The organism is Bradyrhizobium pachyrhizi (assembly GCF_001189245.1).
In the GTDB taxonomy this organism is placed as follows: Bacteria; Pseudomonadota; Alphaproteobacteria; order Rhizobiales; family Xanthobacteraceae; genus Bradyrhizobium; species Bradyrhizobium pachyrhizi.
On record NZ_LFIQ01000124.1, the window covers coordinates 1 to 17,716 of the forward strand.

Genomic DNA, 17,716 nt, shown 5'->3' on the forward strand with positions numbered 1-17,716 from the left:
TCGTTTGCGAACTCAGGGGACCCATTACCATTAAATTTGATAATGAGCAGGATCGCGGCCCCGGCGTCGTGCAACAACTGCCATCCGGGGTAATGGGTCCTGGCTTTCGCCAGGACGACGTTGAATGTATCGCTTGCAAATTGCCTACAGTCCCGCGCCCTTCCCGACGGCCGCACCAAACGAGCGGTCGACGATGTCGGCGGCGTTGATCTTCTGCCGGATCAGGCCCCAGCGGTCGTAGAGGTCGATGGTCTTCTGCTCGTCGGCGACCACGCTGTCGTCGATCGGCGCGATGCGGATCTTGGCCCGCGTCAGCCAGTTCAGCGGCACCGCGGGCGGGATGTTCATCAGCCTGCCCCAGGTGGCGGCGTAGCCCTCGACATTGTTCTGCGACCATGCGCGCGCGGCCGCCAACCGCCGCACGAAATCCTCGAGCTCGGCGCGCTTGCCCTTGATCGCATCGGGGGTTGCGACCTGGAAGCCGAGGCCGGGCGTGATGCCGTCGGCCGTGATGACGCGGCGCGACTTGAACAGCACCTCTTCCTGGCTGACATAAGGCTCCCAGGTCGACCAGGCGTCGACCGCGCCCTGCGTGTAGGCGACCTTCGCGTCCGACGGCGCGAGAAACGCGATCTGCACGTCGCTCGCCTGCCAACCCCTGGATTCCAGCGCCGCCAGGATCAGCTGATGGCCGATCGAACCGCGGCCGGTTGCGATCTTCCTGCCGCGCAGATCGTCAAAGCTCTTGATCGCGGAGTTTTCCGGCACCACGACCGCGAGCCCGTCGCGCGACTGCCGCACCGCCGCGATCGCCTTGACCGGAATTTTGGCGGCCGCCGCGAAGGTGAACGGCGCGTCGCCGACCAGGCCGGTATCGATCGCGCCTGCCGCAAGCGCCTCCAGCAGCGGCGCGGCTGCGGCGAACTCCTTCCACTCGATCGTGTAGGGGACGTCCTTGAGCACACCGGCCGCTTCCATCACGGCCTGCGAATTGCCTTTCTGGTCGCCGACGCGCAGCGTGGTCTGCGCGAAGGCCGCGTCGATGGCGGCGAGCGCAAGCGCTGCCGCAACAATGAGACGGATCATTCGGCGGCAATTCCCCGCTGCTGGTCCCGCGCTTCGATCAGCTTGCGGGTCAGCGGAATCAGCGCCCGGCCATAGTCGATCGCATCGACCAAGGGATCGAAGCCGCGGATCAGGAAGTGACTGACGCCGAGATCGTAATAGTCGCCGAATACCTCGGCGACCTGCTCGGGTGTGCCGACCAGCGCGGTGGTGTTGCTGTTGGCGCCGGTCAGTTTGGCGATCTCGGTCCACAGCCGCTTGTCGATGCGCGTGCCCTGATCAGCGAGCGCCAGCAGCCGCTTGGCGCCGTCGGTCGCGTGGTTGGGACGACGATAGCCGGTCTGGTCCTGCAGCGCGGTGGCGCGCTCGAGGATATGTTCCGCCTTCTTCCACGCCTTCTCTTCAGTATCGGCGAGGATCGGCCGCACCGACAGGCTGAAGCGCGGAGTCGGCCTTCCGTGCCTGGCCGCGGCCGCGCGCACCCGCGCGGTGACGTCGCGCACCTGCGCGTAGGACTCGCCCCACAGCGCGAACGTATCGGCGTGCTTGCCCGCGACCTCGACCGCGGCGTCCGAGCCGCCGCCGACGAAGGTGTAGATGCCGCCCTTCTGCAACGGCTTCACCTGCGAGAAGCCGTTCTCGACGTTGTAATACTTGCCGCTGTAGTTGAACGGCTTCTCGCTGGTCCATTCCAGCCGCACCACGTCGAGGAATTCGCTGGTGCGCGCGTAGCGCTCGTCCTTGTCGTCGAGCGTGTTGCCGTCCTGGCGCAGCTCGATGGCGTTGCCGCCGGTAATGACGTGCAGCGAGACGCGGCCGCCGTAGAATTGATCCAGCGTCGCAAGCTGGCGCGCCAGCAGCGTCGGCGCGGTAAAGCCCGGGCGCTGCGCGATCATCACCTTGAGCTGCCTGGTGATGGTCAGGACATGCTGCGCGACCTGCAACGCATCCGGCGTGGTAGAGTGGAACGCCAGCAGCGCGCGGTCGAAACCGGCGAGCTCATGCGCCTTGGCCACCGTCTCGATATAGGGCGGATCGAGCACCGGGCCTGAGCGGACGATGGTCTCGGAAGCATTGTTGTTGGTGATGAAGCCGATGAATTCGACCGGCATGACGGGAACTCCGTTGTTGTTGGCTGTTGTTTTCAGACGCCCAGCGCGGAGCGTCCGGCGGAGACACGGGTGGCATCGTCTTGCGGGGTATGGACGCGGCCGCACAGCACGTCACGGTAATGCCGCTCCAGCGGATTGGTTCGCGACAGGCCGTGATTGCTGGTCAGCGACAAGGCATCCTCCACCACTGCCGCGGCGTTGTTGGTCACCGTCAGCTTGATGATGTTAGACTCGATCGCAGAAAGCGGGAAGCCGTTATCGAAATCGGCGGCGAAGCTGTCGATCAGGCGCGCATTGACCGCAAGCCGCGCCTCGATCGCGCCGACCACCTCCTGCATCCGTGGCAAGGTCGCGAGCGGCGCGCCGAGATTGGCGGGCACCCGCTGCTTCAGGAATGTGACCAGCCAGTCGCGGGCCGCGCGGGCGATGCCGTCATAGATCGCGGCGACGAAAATCGCGTGCACGGTCGCCTGGGTGACGTCAGGAACCTTCCAGTCGTCGGGCCCGCGGACGTCGATCTCGTAATCCAGCGGAAACACCACGTCGTCGAAGATCACGGTGTGGCTGCCGCTGGCGCGCAGGCCAAGGTGGTCCCAGGTCTCCTCGATCCGCGTTCCCGGCAACCCGGCGGGAACCAGAAACAAGCCGACACGGGTCTCCGGCTCATCGGTCTTTGCCCAGACCGAATACCATTTCAGGATCGGCGCACCGGTCGAATAGATCTTCTTGCCTGTCAACCGCCAGCCAGTCTCGGTGCGGCGCGCCGTTGTCGCCGGCAGGCCGCCGCGCGCGGGCGAGCCGAGCTCGGGCTCGACGCGCAAAGCGTTGATCAGCGCCACACCCTCGACGGCTTCCTTGGCGAGCTTGCGCGAAAGACGCGCCGGCCAGCGCGTGCTGCGCGCCATCACCAGATGCTGGATGTAGTGCATCGACAGCACCAGCGCGGTCGACGGATCGGCCTTGCCGATGATGCCGAGCACGCGCGTGGCGTCGCGGGCACCCGCTCCGCCGCCGCCGAGCGCTGCCGGCACCGTCAGCGCCAGCAGGCCTTCGCGCGACAGATCGGCGAAATTCTCGAAGGGAAAGCTGGCGTCGCGGTCGTGCGCCGGCGCGCGCGCAGCAAACACAGCGGCGAGCAGCAACGCGCGCGCGATGTACTCCGGCTCGTTCGCCGGCGGCAGCTCCCTCGCCGCTGATGTCACCATGTCGCCTCCAGTCCGAGCAGGCCGAGGATCTGCTTGCGCAGCTCCGCCAGATAGGGATCGCCGCGATGCCGCGGGTACGGCCGGGCGACGGCGATGTCAGCCTTGATCCGCGCCGGCCGATCGGACAGCACGATGACGCGGTTGGCCAGCACCAGCGCCTCCTCGACGTCATGGGTGACCAACAGCGTGGTGAAGCCCTTGCGCTGCCACAGCGCGACGAGCTCCGACTGCATGGCGATCCGCGTTAGCGAGTCGAGCTTGCCGAGCGGCTCGTCGAGCACCAGGATCTTCGGATCGTTGACAAGCGCGCGCGCCAGCGCCACGCGCTGCGCCATGCCGCCGGAGAGCTGGTGCGGATAAGCGTTGCGGAACGAGGACAGGCCGACCAGCTCGATGACGTCATCGACGCGGTGGCGCTGCGCCTTCAGGATGCCCTGCGCTTCGAGGCCAAGCGCGACATTGTCCCACACCGTGCGCCACGGAAACAGCGTCGGATCCTGGAACACAACGACCCGCGACGGATGCGGGCCACTGATGCGCACTTCATCCTCGCGCAGCGTGCCCGCGCGCGGCTTCTCCAGTCCCGCGACCAGCCGCAGCAAGGTCGACTTGCCGCAGCCGGACGGGCCGAGCAGCGCGACGAACTCGCCCGGCGCGATCGCGAGATTGACATTATCGAGCACCGGAAGCGTGGCGCCATCGATATCGAAGGCGTGGCTGATGCCTTCGATATCGAGCTCGGCGCCGACCGCCGGATAGGTGATCGCCTCAGCTGCGGACTGCACTACCATTTGACGACGCCCTTCTGCCAGACCAGCAGGCGGTCGCGGGTGCGGAACAAGAGCGTGATCGCGCCGGAGCAGAGCAGCGACATCACGATCAGCGCCGCATACATGTTGGCATAGGCCGCCCAGCCTTGCGCCCATTGCAGGTACCAGCCGAGCCCGGCCTTGACGCCGATCATCTCGGCGACGACCAGCACCGCAAAGGACGAGCCGAGCCCCATGAACAGGCCGACGAACACATGCGGCAGCGCCGCGGGGATCGCGACCTTCAGCACCAGGAATGACGGTTTTGCGCCGAGCGTGCGCGCGACGTCGTAATAGGCGCTGCTGACGCTCGCGACGCCCGACCAGGTCAGGACCGTCACCGGAAAGCCGGTGGCCAGTGCGATCAGGAACGTGGAGGCGCTCCAGCTCGACGGAAAGGTGAAGAAGGCGATCGGCAGCCAGGCAGTGGCCGGCAGCGGGCCGATGAAGCGCAGCACCGGATGCACCCAATAACCGATCTTCTGCGACCAGCCGATCGAGACACCGGTGATAAAGCCGACGGTCGCGCCGATGATGTAGCCGCCGAGCTGCAGCTTGATCGAGGCGAACACGCTGTCGAGCAGTTTCGGCAGATCGTCGGTATAGACCTCGAGGATCGACTGCGGCGGCGGGAAGAACGGCAGCGGCAGCCAGGCGAATTTCGCGGTGGCGACCTCCCACAACGTCACGAAGGCGCCGAACGCCACCAGCCACGGCGCGCGCTTGCGCAACGCCTGCCCGGCGCCGCCGAGATAATCCGCGCTGAATGTGCCGAACAGGATGAAGGCAGCGACAACGATCGCGCCGATGCCGAGCGATCCGGTCCGCGACCAGTCGCCGACATCGGGCCAATAGAGGCATGAGAGGCCGAAAGCGAGCCAGACGAGGCTCGCCGCAAGGCCCACACCGTAACTGCCGGAGAGGTCCGCGAGCGTGATCGCTGCCCGCGGCGCGGCCGCGGCAGTCGCGTCAGACACTGAATACGTCGACATAGATCCGCTCCGCGAATTTCGCCGTGTCGGTGCTCTGCTTGAACACCTGCACCGTCTTGAGGTCGTCGGCGTAGCCCTTCAGCTCGCGCTTGAGCACTTCGCCGGTCGGGTGATGGTGATGGGTGTGGTAGCGCGCCATTGCCTCGAGATCGGCGAGGCTCGCCGCCTTCGGCGCATAGGGCTGGAACGACTTCGCCGCCTTGTCCGGGTTCTGCGAGGTGAACATCGCGGCGTCGAGCAGCGCCTGGGTGATGGCGCGCGCGACCTGAGGCTCCTCGCGCACCAGGCTGCCGCGCAGGCCGACGATGCAGCAGCTCTTGTCGCGATATTCGCCGTCGAGGTTGGAGGCGACCTCCTTGTATTGCGCATCCTTCAGCCAGAGATAGGCCAGCGGGTCCGACGACAGGAAGGCCTGCACCTCGCCCTTCTCGACCGCGACGTTGAGGAGATTGCCGGGATAGGCACGCCAGTCGACGTCCTTGATCGGGTCGATGCCGAGTTTGGCGAGCTGGATCGAGAAGAAGTTCTTGTCGGGGCCTGCGAGATCGCCGACCGCGACGATCTTGCCCTTGAGATCGGCGAGCTTGCCTATGCCGGAATTGGTGCGGGTCAGGACGCGCATGCAGCCGCCATGGGTGCCGGCGGCGATCTTGACGTCAAAGCCCTGCTCCAGCGGCTTCAGCCAGCGCAGCGCCATGCCGAGACCGGCGTCGCTCTTGCCGGTGGCGATCGCTTCCAGCAGCTGGTCGGTCGAGCCCGAATAGTTGACCAGCTCGACGTCGAGATTCTGCTTCTGGAAGAAGCCGTGGTCGATCGCGACCGGCAGCGGCGCAAGGCAGACCGCGCCGGCGTTCCAGGACAGCTTCAGCTTGCGCGGCGCGCCGGTCAGAGCCGGCGCATCGGACGCGGTCTTGCAGATCGGGAATTCGGAGAAGTCGATCGCCGGCGTGATCGCCCGTGGCGCGAAGGCCTGCGCGCTATACGCCCCGATCGGCGCGGCAAAGGCCGCGGCAGCGCCCGCACGCAGCAATGTGCGGCGATCCATCACCGTCTTCTTGTTATCCGTCGACATCATCACTCCTGCATTTCGGCAAGGCTCCGCCCCGCGCGCAAAACGTCTCCGTTTGCGCACCCCGTCGTTCGAAGCTCATGGTTTTAGAAAAAGCGGATTTCTCCGGCGCTATTGCATTCAAAGCAACCCGCAAATGATGCGGCGCGACAAGTTCATCGTCAATGAAATGGAATTTCGAATGTTGTCGGCGCCGCAGCTGAACTCTCCACGATCGCATCGCGCGGCGATGAAAGGATTTTCACGATCGTCCCACACGGAGATGCGGCGCGATCACCCGTGACTGCATCAAATTTGAGCGTTTTGCGGTCGCATGCGCGATGTCTTCTACGCGCGGCATGCCTGACGAGATCATCCTTGCCGCGCAGCCGCCGAATTCAGATTTCCGTTTCGTTGACGGCGAACGGCTTGCTCATAGACTTGGTCGAACGCTGCCGCGCGTTCCGCCGAGCAGCGAATGAATCGGGAAAAAAATTCCAATGCGCAAACTGACCCGCTCGGGCCTTGCCTATTCTCTCACCCGCCGCACCGCGGCCGCGCTGATCGCGGCCGCGATCACGCTGTCGACGTCGGCCGCGGCACTCGCGGGCGACGCGATCGTGCTGCGCGTCGGCGACCAGAAGGGCGGCAACCGCTCGCTGCTGGAGATCTCCGGCCTCGCAAAGGACCTGCCGTACAAGATCGAGTGGTCGGAATTTCCCGCCGCGGCCCCGATCCTGGAGGCGATCAATGCCGGCGCGCTCGACGTCGGCTACACCGGCGATCTGTCCTTCCTCACCGTCTATGCGTCGGGCGCGCCGATCAAGGCGATCGGCGGCACGCGCTCCGATGCGCGGACGCAAGCGATCCTAGTGCGCGGGGACTCGCCGATCAAGACCGCGGCCGATCTGAAGGGCAAGCGCCTCGCCGGCACGCGGGGCGGCTGGGGCCAATTCCTGATCAACGCGACGCTGGAAAAAGCCGGCAGCAGGATCGAGGACGCGACCTTCGCGCCGCTCGGCCCGGTCGACGCCAAGATCGCGCTGCTCGCCGGCTCGATCGACGCCTGGGCGGTGTGGGAGCCGTATATCTCCTATGCCACGCTGAAGGACAAGGCGCGCGTCGTCGCCGATGGCGAAGGGCTGACGCCGACCATCACCTTCATCGTCGCCTCCGACAACGCGATCGCAACCAAGCGCGCGGCGGTGCAGGACCTGGTGCAGCGGCTCAACAAGGCGCGGCTGTGGTCGCTCGACCATCTCGCCGAGTATGCCAGGAACACGGCCGAGCTCACAAAACTGCCGGAGGACGTGCTGCTCGCCGCCTACACCGCGCAGAAGACGAGCCCGATCGCGATCGACGAGGCCGTGGTCAAGGAGGTGCAGGCCGCCTCCGACCGCGCCACCCGCTACGGCATCCTCGGCAGGACGCTCGACGTCGGCAAGGCCGTCGACCGCAGCTTCACGGCGAGCGCGAACCTGAACTGACGCGCGCCTGAACTGGAGCGCTCTTTCCTCACCTCCCCTTGCAAAGGGGAGGTCGGATTGCGCGCAAGCGTAATCCGGGTGGGGATCTGCCTCCACAAGCGGCCGGCGTCCGCGGAGAGCAACCCCCACCCCGCCCTCCCCCTTTCAGGGGGAGGGAGATGAGCGGCGGTGCTCACCTCACAACGCACCACAATGGAGACCTCCGATGTCCGGCCCGCTCCATCTCGCACTGATTGTCACAGCACACCTGCTCTGCATGACCTTGTTGGTCGCGCTGTCGGTTTGATAGCGTCCTCTCCGGGCCAGCCCCAGGGAGAACAACAATGAACCTATCAATGAAGGACCGCGTCGCGGTGGTTACCGGCGGCAGCAAGGGCATCGGGATCGCGGTGGCGCGGCGGTTTGCCGAATCCGGCGCCAGGGTCGCGATCCTCGCCCGCGGCGCGGCCGATCTCGCTGCGGCGCGCGAGGCGCTCGCCAGGGATGGCCTCGTGGTGCGCGATTATGTCTGCGACGTCGCGAAGGCCGCCGACATCAGCAAGGCCCACGACCAGATCGTTGCCGATCTCGGCAAGATCGACGTGCTCGTCAACAACGCCGGCACGGCACGCACGCTGGCGTTCGAGAGCATCAGCGACGAGGCCTGGCAGGAGGACCTCGACCTGAAGCTGTTCGCCGCGATCCGCTTCAGCCGGCTGGTGTGGCCGGGCATGAAGCAGCGCAAATGGGGCCGCATCATCAACGTGCTCAACACCTTTGCAAAGGCGCCGGCCGGCAATTCCGCGCCGACCTCGGTGTCGCGCGCCGCCGGCATGGCGCTGACCAAGGTCATGGCCAATGAAGGCGGCGAGCACAACATCCTGGTGAATGCGCTCTTGGTCGGCCTGATCATGAGCGATCAATGGGTCAAGCGGCATGCTGCCCAGGCGCCGAACACGGATTTCGGGGAATTCGCCAAGGGCCTTGCCAAGGGCACCCCGCTCGGCCGCATCGGCACGGCGGAGGAGTTCGCCAACCTCGCCTGCTTCCTGGCCTCGGAGCAAGGCTCCTACATCACCGGCACCGCCATCAATGTCGATGGTGGCCGCTCGCCGGTGGTCTAGAGCCCCGGTCCCGGTTCAACCCGGTCCGGAGCTCCAGATTCTGCTTTGGCGCGTTTTCTTCACGCGAACCGGTGTCCGCTGCGCTCGAAAACGCTCAAGCGGGCAACCAACGGCAGGAAGCGACGGCTCAAAAGCAAAAGGCCTCCGTCACCGGAGGCCTTTTCGTCTTAAACCGCGTCCTTGGCGGCCTTGACCGGCCGTGCGCGGACGATCTTCCGGGCCGGCTTGGCCTTGAACATCATCTCTTCGCCGGTGAAGGGGTTGGTGCCCTTGCGCGCCTTGGTCGCAGGCTTCTTGACCACAACGAACTTCGCGAAGCCGGGGACGAGGAACACCCCGTTCTTCTTCAGCTCCTTGTGGCCGACATCGACGAGCGAGTCCAAAACGTTCTTGACGTCGCGCTTGGAGAGTTCGGTGGTGGTCGCGATCTTCTCGATCACTTGCGACTTCGACAGTTGGGTAGCCATGGTTGCTCCATTGATTCTGGAGTGGGCACGATATGGCGGAAAATGCCGAGAAAAACAGTGTTTTCTGCACTTCCCACCACAATATCGCTGTGGACAGCCTCCGAATCAGGGATTTTTCCAGTGTTTTTTCAAGTCAAGGCGCTTCCGACTCCTAAAATTACAGCGTTTGCGCGGCTTCGGGGCTCCCGAAACAGTCCCTCGAGAGAATCACCAGACGCAACTCGCGCGGCCCAAACTGCGACAATGCGGCGCTCGATCCGGGTTGCGAAGCGCTGCCGCGCGCCACTTCAGGTTTCGGAAACGATCCTCCAAAAGGCCGAGGCATTAGAAAATGACTTGGGTTCCCATTCCAAGCTAACATCGCCAAATGACGGCCACGACCGATCGGCTGGCCGCCCGATGCAAGCCTTTATGCAAGTTCTGGAGACCCGCGTATGGATTTGAGCCGCCTCGAGATCAACCGCCGCACGGCCCTTCTGACCTCGGCCGCGATTGCGGCCAATGTCATCAATCCGATGCGGGCATTCGCGCAAGAAACCCCGCGCAAGGGCGGCGTGTTCAACGTCCATTACGGCGCCGAGCAGCGCCAGCTCAATCCCAGCATCCAGGCCTCGACCGGCGTCTACATCATCGGCGGCAAGATCCAGGAGAATCTGGTCGACCTCGACGCCAACGGCCAGCCGGTCGGCGTGCTCGCCGAGAGCTGGGAGGCGACCCCGGACGGCAAGACCGTCACCTTCAAGCTGCGCAAGGGCGTCACCTGGCACGACGGCAAGCCGTTCACGTCTGACGACGTCGCCTTCAGCGCGATGAACATGTGGAAGAAGATCCTCAACTACGGATCGACGCTGCAGCTGTTCCTCACATCGGTCGATACGCCCGATCCGCAGACCGCGATCTTCCGCTACGAGCGGCCGATGCCGCTGAACCTGTTGCTCCGGGCCCTGCCCGACCTCGGCTACGTCTCCGCCAAGCATCTCTATGAGAGCGGCGACATCAGGCAGAACCCGACCAATCTGGCGCCGGTCGGCACCGGCCCGTTCAAATTCGTCAAATACGAGCGCGGGCAATACATCATCGCCGACCGCAACCCGGACTATTGGCGGCCGAACGCGCCCTATCTCGACCGCATCGTCTGGAAGGTGATCACCGACCGCGCCGCCGCGGCCGCACAGATGGAGGCCGGCGAGCTGCACTACAGCCCGTTCTCGGGCCTCACGATCTCGGACATGGCGCGGCTCGGCAAGGACAAGCGCTTCATCGTCCAGACCAAGGGCAATGAGGGCAACGCCCGCACCAACACGATCGAGTTCAACTTCCGCCGCAAGGAGCTGGCCGACATCCGGGTCCGCCGTGCCATCGCGCACGCGATCAACGTGCCGTTCTTCATCGACAATTTTCTGGGCGATTTCGCCAAGCTCGGCACCGGCCCGATCCCGTCGACCTCGACCGACTTCTATCCCGGGCCGAACACGCCGCAATACCCCTATGACAAGGCCAAGGCGATCGCGCTGCTCGACGAGGCCGGCTTCAAGGCCAGTAGCGGCAACCGCTTCTCGCTGAGGCTCTTGCCGGCGCCGTGGGGCGAGGACATCTCGCTGTGGTCGACCTTCATCCAGCAGTCGCTGGGAGAAGTCGGCATCCAGGTCGACATCGTGCGCAACGACGGCGGCGGCTTCCTCAAGCAGGTCTATGACGAGCACGCCTTCGATCTCGCGACCGGCTGGCACCAGTACCGCAACGACCCTGCGGTCTCGACCACGGTATGGTACCGCTCCGGCCAGCCCAAGGGCGCGCCGTGGACCAACCAATGGGGCTGGGAGGACAAGACCGTCGATGCCACCATCGACAACGCCGCGACCGAAGTCGATCCGGTCAAGCGCAAGGCGCTCTACGCCGATTTCGTCAAGGAGGTGAACACCGAGCTGCCGGTCTGGATGCCGATCGAGCAGATCTTCGTCACCGTGATCACGGCCAAGGCGCGCAACCATTCCAACACCCCGCGCTGGGGCTCGACGAGCTGGCACGATCTTTGGCTGAGCGCATGAGGCTGCGCGCCCTTGCTTCTCCCTCGCCCCGCTCTTGCAGGGAGAGGGTTGGGGTGAGGGGCTGTCTCCGCAAGTGATGCGGGTGGATGGTCCGGTACCCCCTCACCCGGATCGCATCTAACGATGCGATTCGACCTCGAAGACCGAGCTTCGCTCGTCTCGACCCCGCAAGCGGGGCGAGCTGACCGAGCGGCCGACGCTGGTTCAAGTCAATGACGGCGACCGGTGGCCACTTCCTTCGAAAACGCTATAGATAAGGCATGCGTATCCTGAGCCTTGCGGGGCGGCGGCTCGCCGCCTCGATCCCGACCCTGTTCCTGATCCTGATCGGCGTGTTCCTGCTGCTGCAGCTCGCGCCGGGCGACACCGTCGATGCGCTGATGGCGCAAATGGGCGGCGGCGACGCCGCGACCGCCGAGGCGCTGCGCAAATTCTACGGGCTAAACCTCTCGGTTCCGGCGCAGCTCGGGAACTATCTGTGGCACCTGGTCCGGCTCGACCTCGGCTTCTCCTCGATCTACGGCAAGCCGGTGGCGACCGTGATCCTGGAACGGCTGCCGCCGACCATCCTGTTGATGACCGCGTCGCTGTCATTCGCGTTCTTCTTTGGCCTCGTGTTCGGCGTGATCGCCGCGCGCGGCGTCAACCGCTGGCCGGACACGATGATCTCCACCCTCGGCCTGATCTTCTACGCCACGCCCTCGTTCTGGTTCGGGCTGATGGCGATCGTGGTGTTCTCGGTCTATCTGCAGTGGCTGCCGCCGGGCGGCTTCGAGGACATCGGCACGGTGCAGACCGGGATCTGGCGCGTGCTGGATATCGCGGCCCATCTGGTGCTGCCGACGCTGACGCTCGGGCTGATCTTCCTCGCAATCTATTTGCGCATCATGCGCGCCTCGATGCTGGAGGTGCTGAACCTCGATTTCGTCCGCACCGCCCGCGCCAAGGGGCTGGACGAGACCCATGTCATCACCCGCCATGTGCTGCGCAACGCGCTGCTGCCAATGGTGACGCTGATCGGATTGCAGGCCGGCACCATGCTCGGCGGCTCGGTCGTGGTGGAGAGCGTGTTCTCCCTGCCCGGCCTCGGCCGCCTTGCCTATGAATCGGTGGTGCAGCGCGACCTCAACACCCTGCTCGGCATCGTCTTCGTGTCCGCACTACTCGTCATATCCGTGAACTTCGTCGTCGACCTGCTCTACGCGCGGCTCGATCCGCGCATCGCGGCGGAGGGCTGACGATGGATGCCGTGAAGCGCTACTTCCGCAGCCCGGCCGCGGTGATCGGCCTGATCCTGCTGCTGCTTGTCATCGCGATGGCAATCAGCGCGGGTGTCCTCTATCCGCGCGATCCGCTCGCCCTTGCCGGCCGGCCGCTGATCTGGCCGTTCTCCAACCCGCGCTTCCTGCTTGGGACCGACAATTCCGGCCGCGACATCGCCGCCCAGATCTTCTACGGCGCGCGGATCTCGCTGCTGATCGGCGGCGTCGCCACCGTGATCGCGATCCTGATCGGCATCCTGGTCGGCGCCTTCGCCGGCTATTACGGCGGCTGGGTCGACAATGTCTTGATGCGGATCACCGAGGCGTTCCAGACGCTGCCGAACTTCGTGCTGCTGCTGGTGCTGGTCGCGGTGTTCGGCTCGACCCTGACCACGGTGACCATTGCAGTTGGCGTGGTGTCGTGGCCGGCGCCGGCACGGCTGACCCGCGCCGAGTTCCTGTCGCTGCGCAACCGCGAATTCGTCCAGGCCGGCAAGACGCTCGGCATGAAGGACGTCCAGCTCATTCTCGGCGAAATCCTGCCCAACGCGCTGCCGCCCGTGATCGTCTATGCCAGCGTGGTGATGGCGGTCGCGATCCTGCTGGAAAGCGCGCTCGCCTTCCTGAGGCTGTCCGATCCCAACGTCGCCTCCTGGGGCAATCTGATCGGGCTCGGCCGCGACGTGCTCCGGGTGCAGTGGTACGTCTCGGCGATCCCCGGCATTGCGATCCTCGTCACCGTGCTCGCGGTGTCGCTGGTCGGCCAGGGCCTCAACGATGCGCTCAATCCGAGGCTGAAGAGCCGATGAGCGAGACGGTCCTTTCGCTCGACGCCCTGACAGTGCGCCTGCCCAAAGGCGCCGACCGGCCGCATGCGCTGTCCGACGTCTCATTGTCGATCGCCTCCAACGAGATCCTCTGCGTGGTCGGCGAGTCCGGCTCCGGCAAGTCGATGATGGCGAACGCCATCATGCGGCTGCTGCCGAACGAGGTGACGATCGAACGGGGCCGGATGATGTTCGACGGCCGCGACCTCTGCGCCGCCGATCCGGCAGAGATGCGCGATGTGCGCGGCGCCGGGATCGCGATGATCTTCCAGGAGCCGATGACCGCGCTCAACCCGCTGCGCACCATCGGTGACCAGATCGGCGAGATGTTTGCGATCCACACCGCTCTCTCGAAGGCCGAGATCAATGCGCGGGTGCTGGCGCTGCTCGAGGACGTCCGCATCCCCGACCCCAGGGCTGCCGCAAAAGCCTACCCGCACGAGCTGTCGGGCGGCCAGCGCCAGCGGGCGATGATCGCGATGGCGCTGGCGCTCGACCCCAAGCTCCTGATCGCCGACGAGCCGACCACCGCGCTCGATGTCACAACGCAGGCGCAGATCCTGAAGCTGATCCGCGATTTGCAGCAGCGCAAGAGGACGGCGGTGCTGTTCATCACCCATGATTTCGGCGTCGTCGCCGAGATCGCCGACCGCGTCGTGGTGATGCAGCACGGCTCGATCGTCGAGCAAGGCGCGGCCGACAAGGTGCTGAACGATCCGCAGCATGCCTACACCAAGCAGCTGATTGCGGCCGTGCCGCCGCTGAAGGCGCCGCCGCCGCGCATCCTTTCCGGCAAGGATATCCTGACCATCGACGGCGTCTCCAAGACCTACCGCACCGGCGGCTTCCTCGGCCGCGGCGCGCGGATCACGGAAGCCGTCAAGAACGTGTCGCTGCATCTCCCGCGCGGCGCGACGCTCGGCATCGTCGGCGAATCCGGTTCGGGCAAATCGACGCTCGCGCGCTGCATCGTGCGGCTGATCGATCCCGACACCGGGTCGATCGTGCTCGACGGCAAGGACTGGGCAAAGCTCGGCCGCGACGATATCAGGCGCGAGACCCGCCACATCCAGACGGTGTTCCAGGATCCGTTCGCCTCGCTCAATCCGCGCCGCAAGGCGGCCGAGCTGGTGGCGCAGGGACCGATCGTGCACGGCACCGATCGCGCCACCGCGATTGCGGAAGCGCGAAAGCTGTTCGGGCTGGTCGGGCTCGATCCGTCCGCCGGCGATCGCTACCCGCACGAATTCTCCGGCGGCCAGCGCCAGCGCATCGGGCTCGCCCGGGCATTGGCGTTGAAGCCGGATGTGCTGGTGGCGGACGAGCCAGTCTCGGCGCTCGACGTCTCGGTGCAGGCGCAGGTCTTGAGGTTGCTCGCCGGGCTGCGCCAGCAGCTCGGCCTCTCCATCATCTTCATCACCCACGATCTGCGCGTCGCCGCCCAGATCTGCGATCTCGTCGCCGTCATGAAGGATGGCGCCGTGGTCGAGCAAGGGCTGACCGCCGAGGTGTTCGGCAGGCCGCAGCATTCCTATACGCAGGCGCTGCTGTCGGCGATCCCCGGCGGCGCGTTCGCGCGCGAGCACGGCACCGCAACCGAATAGCCGGGCACGCGCGGCCCTACTCCGCCGCTTGTGGCTTGGGCTCCTCGCGCAGCCGGAAGCGCTTCAGCAATCCGGATACCGTGTCGCGGAAGCCGCCATATTCCAGCTCTGAATAGGGCAGCATCGCAGCACCGGACCAGCCCTGGCTGCGCATCTCGATCGCCTTGCGCTGCGCGCGCTGGCGGACCTCGTCCCACGCGAGGTTGTCAAAGAAATCGGTATAGGACTCCGAGAACTTCCCGTCCCGGTCGATCGAGAAGCCGACGCAGGAAACGATCGGCAGGCAGTACATCCCCGTCACCGGGGTGTTGAGCGGCACCGGCATGAGCGGCATCACATGCGAGCCGCGCGCATCGCCGCCCACGAAGTGCGCCTTGGCAAAGGGCGAGATGATTTCTTCGGGCGCCGCGAAAATGCCCTGGTTCCTGACGACCGCGACCGGATCATCCTTGCCGGTGTACTTGCCTGCGATGGAGTGCAGGCGCTGCGCCGAAACGGCGACGGCGACCTCGCCATACGTTTTCGAGACGATGCGATCAATGCCGAAGCGCTCGTTGTCGCGAAGCAGCGCCGCAATGTGGTAGCCGTCCGCGGGCGCATCGAGTTCGATCACGCTGTCGCCGGCCGTGTTGTCCATATCGATGATATGGAAACGGAAGCCCTTGATCATCGGGGGCAGCATCAGCCCGGCGCAATACATGGGATCGGCAAAAGCCAGATAGAGCGGCAGGTTGTAGGCGCCGGGGCCGCATTTGTCTGCGGCGAACACCATGAAGGACTCCGCGGGTCTCGCGCCCGAGAGGTTGTGGTCGAAGCTGAGTTCGGCGACGGCCGGGCCCGCGCCGCGAACGTTTCCGGAAGGGGCGTCGACAAGAAGATCCTGGCCGGCGCCGTAGAGCCCAGAGGTCTTCGCAACCGCAGTGGCCGCGAGAAACGTCTTCCAGGCGAATTGGTGGACTTCGGAGCTCCCTTCGCCCCGCGTGTGCGTCATGATGATCGCAATATCGTCGCCGGTATGGCGCACGAAACCGTCGATCAGGAGACCGTTGTCGATCGCTTTCGCGACCTCCCCTTCGACTGCCGCCATCATGCGCGCAGATGGTTTCGTGTGGCCCCCAACGGAGCCAATGTCAGCCTTGATGACCGAAATGGTGAGTTTCATGAGCATCCCTCCGACCGCAGCGCAGCGCCTTCGCCTCGGCGCTCGCTGCGCCGGGGGCGACGGCGCGCTCATTTGCGAAAAGAACGTCGTGTGGTGCGACAGGTTCCCTGAGCAAATTCCTTGCGGAACTATGGCCCCTCCGTCACCGCGTGTCGATACGGGCTATCGACGCATCTGGAATAGCTCGTCATGCTCGATGGGGTTACCACCCACCCTATGAAGCGCGGTTGAGAAAGATCGGCAGGCCCCGCTTGTTGGAATAGAGAGGACGGTACCGCTCGGTGTTGTACGCGCTTGCGACGTCCAATTTGCGTGGCCCGAGCTTGGCGTCAGGGATCGGCACGAGGTCGTAGCGGCCCTCGACCAGCGCCGACATGAGGCCGGTTTTGCCTTCCAGGATCGCATCGTAAGCCATGTTGCCGAACGTCAGCGCCACAAGCTTGTCGATGAAGTCCGGATCGCCTGACCGCAGGTCGTAGGTGAGGTCAGAGACGATGGTCTCCTCGCCGGTGCGCCGCTTGATCTCGTCCGCGAACGCTTCGGCCACGCTCGCCTTCCTGCGGTGACCGTAGGCGTCAGGCTCGCCGAATTCCTGCACCTTGTAGCCCTCCCACTCGGCGCCCTCGCTGAGCACGATCAGCGCGTAGTTGCTTGGGTTGCCGTGCTTGTCATCGAGGAGAAGCTGGATCAGCTTGTCGAGATTGACCTTGAACTCCGGTATGGCGCATCGGATCGAGGTTGCGTATGCGGTATAGAGTGCCGTAAAGCCGGCATCGCGACCAAAGATGCGGAAAATGCCGATTCGTTCGTGCGAGCCGACGGTGGTGCGCTGGCGCTGGATGGCATCGCTGGCACGGGTGATCGCGGTCGAGAAGCCGATGCAGTATTCGGTGTTGCGAACGTCGTTGTCCATCGTCTTCGGGATGGCAATGATCTTGACGCCTCGCCTGTTGAGCTTGTCCGCGTAGCTGAGCGTATCGTCGCCGCCGATGGCGATCAGATGTTCGATACCGAGCCCCGCGAGGTTCGCGAGCACCTCGTTGGTGAGGTCCCACGTCGTGGTTGCGATGCCGCCCTTGGTGCTCTGGGAAGCCGGAAAGTCGCGGCCCGCGAGATGATCGGGCAACTTCTTCATTTTGGAGGGATTGGTGCGGCTCGAGTGCAGCACGGTGCCGCCGCGCCGGTCGATCACGCGCGTGTTTTCGCGGTTCAGCGGGATGATGTAATGGGACTTACTCGACGGGTCGTCGAGGTTCAGGTGCGTGAGGGCCTCCCAGCCTCGGCGGAGACCGACAACCTCGATGTCGTCCTCGCTGCCGCGATAAGTCACGCTCTTGATCACCGCGTTAAGGCCGGGGACGTCACCGCCTCCCGTGAGAATGCCAATGCGCTTCCTCGCCATGCCCACCTCCCAGGGTTGCTATCTGGCAATAACGCCTGCGTCGCGTCGGGGTTTCCACAACGCTATCCGCCAACGGCGGAATCCTCGTGATCACGGCACCCGGCCGAACCTGCTTGGCCCCGC

At 65.2% G+C, this 17,716-nt stretch carries 15 protein-coding genes; 6 read left to right on the forward strand and 9 right to left on the reverse strand.

All coding sequences use genetic code 11. The features are described from left to right. Positions 1-144 precede the first annotated feature (144 nt). Genes AKL29_RS38465 through AKL29_RS38490 form a run of 6 tightly spaced genes read right to left on the reverse strand, consistent with a single transcriptional unit; the run spans position 145 to position 6,258 of the window. Entirely contained in the window at positions 145-1,086 is a 942-nt protein-coding gene (locus tag AKL29_RS38465) for an ABC transporter substrate-binding protein (RefSeq protein ID WP_050387775.1), read from the reverse strand. Then, on the reverse strand, positions 1,083-2,177 hold the full coding sequence (locus tag AKL29_RS38470; protein WP_028334413.1) for an LLM class flavin-dependent oxidoreductase: 1,095 nt from the start codon (positions 2,175-2,177) through the stop codon (positions 1,083-1,085). The genes AKL29_RS38465 and AKL29_RS38470 overlap by 4 nt, the downstream gene beginning before the upstream one ends. A 32-nt stretch (positions 2,178-2,209) precedes the next feature. After that, entirely contained in the window at positions 2,210-3,382 is a 1,173-nt protein-coding gene (locus tag AKL29_RS38475) for an acyl-CoA dehydrogenase family protein (protein ID WP_050387776.1), read from the reverse strand. Then, positions 3,376-4,173 carry an ABC transporter ATP-binding protein gene (locus AKL29_RS38480; protein WP_050387777.1) on the reverse strand — a complete coding sequence of 266 codons (798 nt, stop codon included), beginning with the start codon at positions 4,171-4,173 and terminating at the stop codon, positions 3,376-3,378. Before AKL29_RS38480 ends, AKL29_RS38475 begins: the two co-directional genes overlap by 7 nt. Then, on the reverse strand, positions 4,167-5,183 hold the full coding sequence (locus tag AKL29_RS38485; RefSeq protein WP_050387778.1) for an ABC transporter permease: 1,017 nt from the start codon (positions 5,181-5,183) through the stop codon (positions 4,167-4,169). Before AKL29_RS38485 ends, AKL29_RS38480 begins: the two co-directional genes overlap by 7 nt. Then, the gene (locus AKL29_RS38490) at positions 5,161-6,258 is read right to left on the reverse strand and encodes an ABC transporter substrate-binding protein (RefSeq protein ID WP_430648912.1); all 1,098 of its coding nucleotides are present in this window, start codon (positions 6,256-6,258) and stop codon (positions 5,161-5,163) included. The genes AKL29_RS38485 and AKL29_RS38490 overlap by 23 nt, the downstream gene beginning before the upstream one ends. Before the next feature lie 473 nt (positions 6,259-6,731). Here AKL29_RS38490 and AKL29_RS38495 point away from each other — a divergent pair, with 473 nt between their 5' ends. Both AKL29_RS38495 and AKL29_RS38500 read left to right on the forward strand, forming a co-directional pair. Next, positions 6,732-7,718 carry an ABC transporter substrate-binding protein gene (locus AKL29_RS38495; RefSeq protein WP_152977948.1) on the forward strand — a complete coding sequence of 329 codons (987 nt, stop codon included), beginning with the start codon at positions 6,732-6,734 and terminating at the stop codon, positions 7,716-7,718. A 323-nt stretch (positions 7,719-8,041) separates the two neighbouring features. Further along, positions 8,042-8,821, forward strand: coding sequence for an SDR family oxidoreductase (locus AKL29_RS38500; RefSeq protein ID WP_050387779.1), 780 nt, complete (start codon positions 8,042-8,044; stop codon positions 8,819-8,821). Positions 8,822-8,988: 167 nt separating this feature from the next. Here the strand turns inward: AKL29_RS38500 and AKL29_RS38505 are convergent, their stop codons facing one another. Continuing rightward, positions 8,989-9,288 (reverse strand): HU family DNA-binding protein, encoded by a 300-nt coding sequence (locus AKL29_RS38505; RefSeq protein WP_016843119.1) that lies wholly within the window; start codon positions 9,286-9,288, stop codon positions 8,989-8,991. Between the two features lie 434 nt (positions 9,289-9,722). On the opposite strand from AKL29_RS38505, the gene AKL29_RS38510 reads away from it, so the two are divergent. From AKL29_RS38510 to AKL29_RS38525, 4 genes are all read left to right on the forward strand, one after another. After that, positions 9,723-11,336: an ABC transporter substrate-binding protein gene (locus tag AKL29_RS38510; protein ID WP_050387780.1), complete on the forward strand. Its 1,614-nt coding sequence runs from the start codon at positions 9,723-9,725 to the stop codon at positions 11,334-11,336. Between the two features lie 260 nt (positions 11,337-11,596). Then, the gene (locus AKL29_RS38515; RefSeq protein ID WP_028334421.1) at positions 11,597-12,574 is read left to right on the forward strand and encodes an ABC transporter permease; all 978 of its coding nucleotides are present in this window, start codon (positions 11,597-11,599) and stop codon (positions 12,572-12,574) included. A gap of 2 nt (positions 12,575-12,576) precedes the next feature. After that, entirely contained in the window at positions 12,577-13,407 is an 831-nt protein-coding gene (locus AKL29_RS38520) for an ABC transporter permease (RefSeq protein WP_028334422.1), read from the forward strand. Beyond that, positions 13,404-15,029 carry an ABC transporter ATP-binding protein gene (locus AKL29_RS38525; protein WP_050387781.1) on the forward strand — a complete coding sequence of 542 codons (1,626 nt, stop codon included), beginning with the start codon at positions 13,404-13,406 and terminating at the stop codon, positions 15,027-15,029. Before AKL29_RS38520 ends, AKL29_RS38525 begins: the two co-directional genes overlap by 4 nt. Positions 15,030-15,045: 16 nt before the next feature. On the opposite strand, the gene AKL29_RS38530 is transcribed toward AKL29_RS38525, so the two are convergent. Next, positions 15,046-16,191 carry a fructose-1,6-bisphosphatase gene (locus tag AKL29_RS38530; protein WP_050387950.1) on the reverse strand — a complete coding sequence of 382 codons (1,146 nt, stop codon included), beginning with the start codon at positions 16,189-16,191 and terminating at the stop codon, positions 15,046-15,048. 214 nt (positions 16,192-16,405) lie between these two features. Continuing rightward, entirely contained in the window at positions 16,406-17,593 is a 1,188-nt protein-coding gene (locus AKL29_RS38535; RefSeq protein WP_050387782.1) for a 6-phosphofructokinase, read from the reverse strand. Positions 17,594-17,716 lie beyond the last annotated feature (123 nt).

Coding starts and splice junctions, on each gene's coding strand:
- AKL29_RS38465 (WP_050387775.1), bottom strand. CDS start 1,086: ATGATCCGTCTCATTGTTGCGGCAGCGCTTGCGCTCGCCGCCATCGAC.
- AKL29_RS38470 (WP_028334413.1), bottom strand. CDS start 2,177: ATGCCGGTCGAATTCATCGGCTTCATCACCAACAACAATGCTTCCGAG.
- AKL29_RS38475 (WP_050387776.1), bottom strand. CDS start 3,382: ATGGTGACATCAGCGGCGAGGGAGCTGCCGCCGGCGAACGAGCCGGAG.
- AKL29_RS38480 (WP_050387777.1), bottom strand. CDS start 4,173: ATGGTAGTGCAGTCCGCAGCTGAGGCGATCACCTATCCGGCGGTCGGC.
- AKL29_RS38485 (WP_050387778.1), bottom strand. CDS start 5,183: ATGTCGACGTATTCAGTGTCTGACGCGACTGCCGCGGCCGCGCCGCGG.
- AKL29_RS38490 (WP_430648912.1), bottom strand. CDS start 6,258: ATGATGTCGACGGATAACAAGAAGACGGTGATGGATCGCCGCACATTG.
- AKL29_RS38495 (WP_152977948.1), top strand. CDS start 6,732: ATGCGCAAACTGACCCGCTCGGGCCTTGCCTATTCTCTCACCCGCCGC.
- AKL29_RS38500 (WP_050387779.1), top strand. CDS start 8,042: ATGAACCTATCAATGAAGGACCGCGTCGCGGTGGTTACCGGCGGCAGC.
- AKL29_RS38505 (WP_016843119.1), bottom strand. CDS start 9,288: ATGGCTACCCAACTGTCGAAGTCGCAAGTGATCGAGAAGATCGCGACC.
- AKL29_RS38510 (WP_050387780.1), top strand. CDS start 9,723: ATGGATTTGAGCCGCCTCGAGATCAACCGCCGCACGGCCCTTCTGACC.
- AKL29_RS38515 (WP_028334421.1), top strand. CDS start 11,597: ATGCGTATCCTGAGCCTTGCGGGGCGGCGGCTCGCCGCCTCGATCCCG.
- AKL29_RS38520 (WP_028334422.1), top strand. CDS start 12,577: ATGGATGCCGTGAAGCGCTACTTCCGCAGCCCGGCCGCGGTGATCGGC.
- AKL29_RS38525 (WP_050387781.1), top strand. CDS start 13,404: ATGAGCGAGACGGTCCTTTCGCTCGACGCCCTGACAGTGCGCCTGCCC.
- AKL29_RS38530 (WP_050387950.1), bottom strand. CDS start 16,191: ATGAAACTCACCATTTCGGTCATCAAGGCTGACATTGGCTCCGTTGGG.
- AKL29_RS38535 (WP_050387782.1), bottom strand. CDS start 17,593: ATGGCGAGGAAGCGCATTGGCATTCTCACGGGAGGCGGTGACGTCCCC.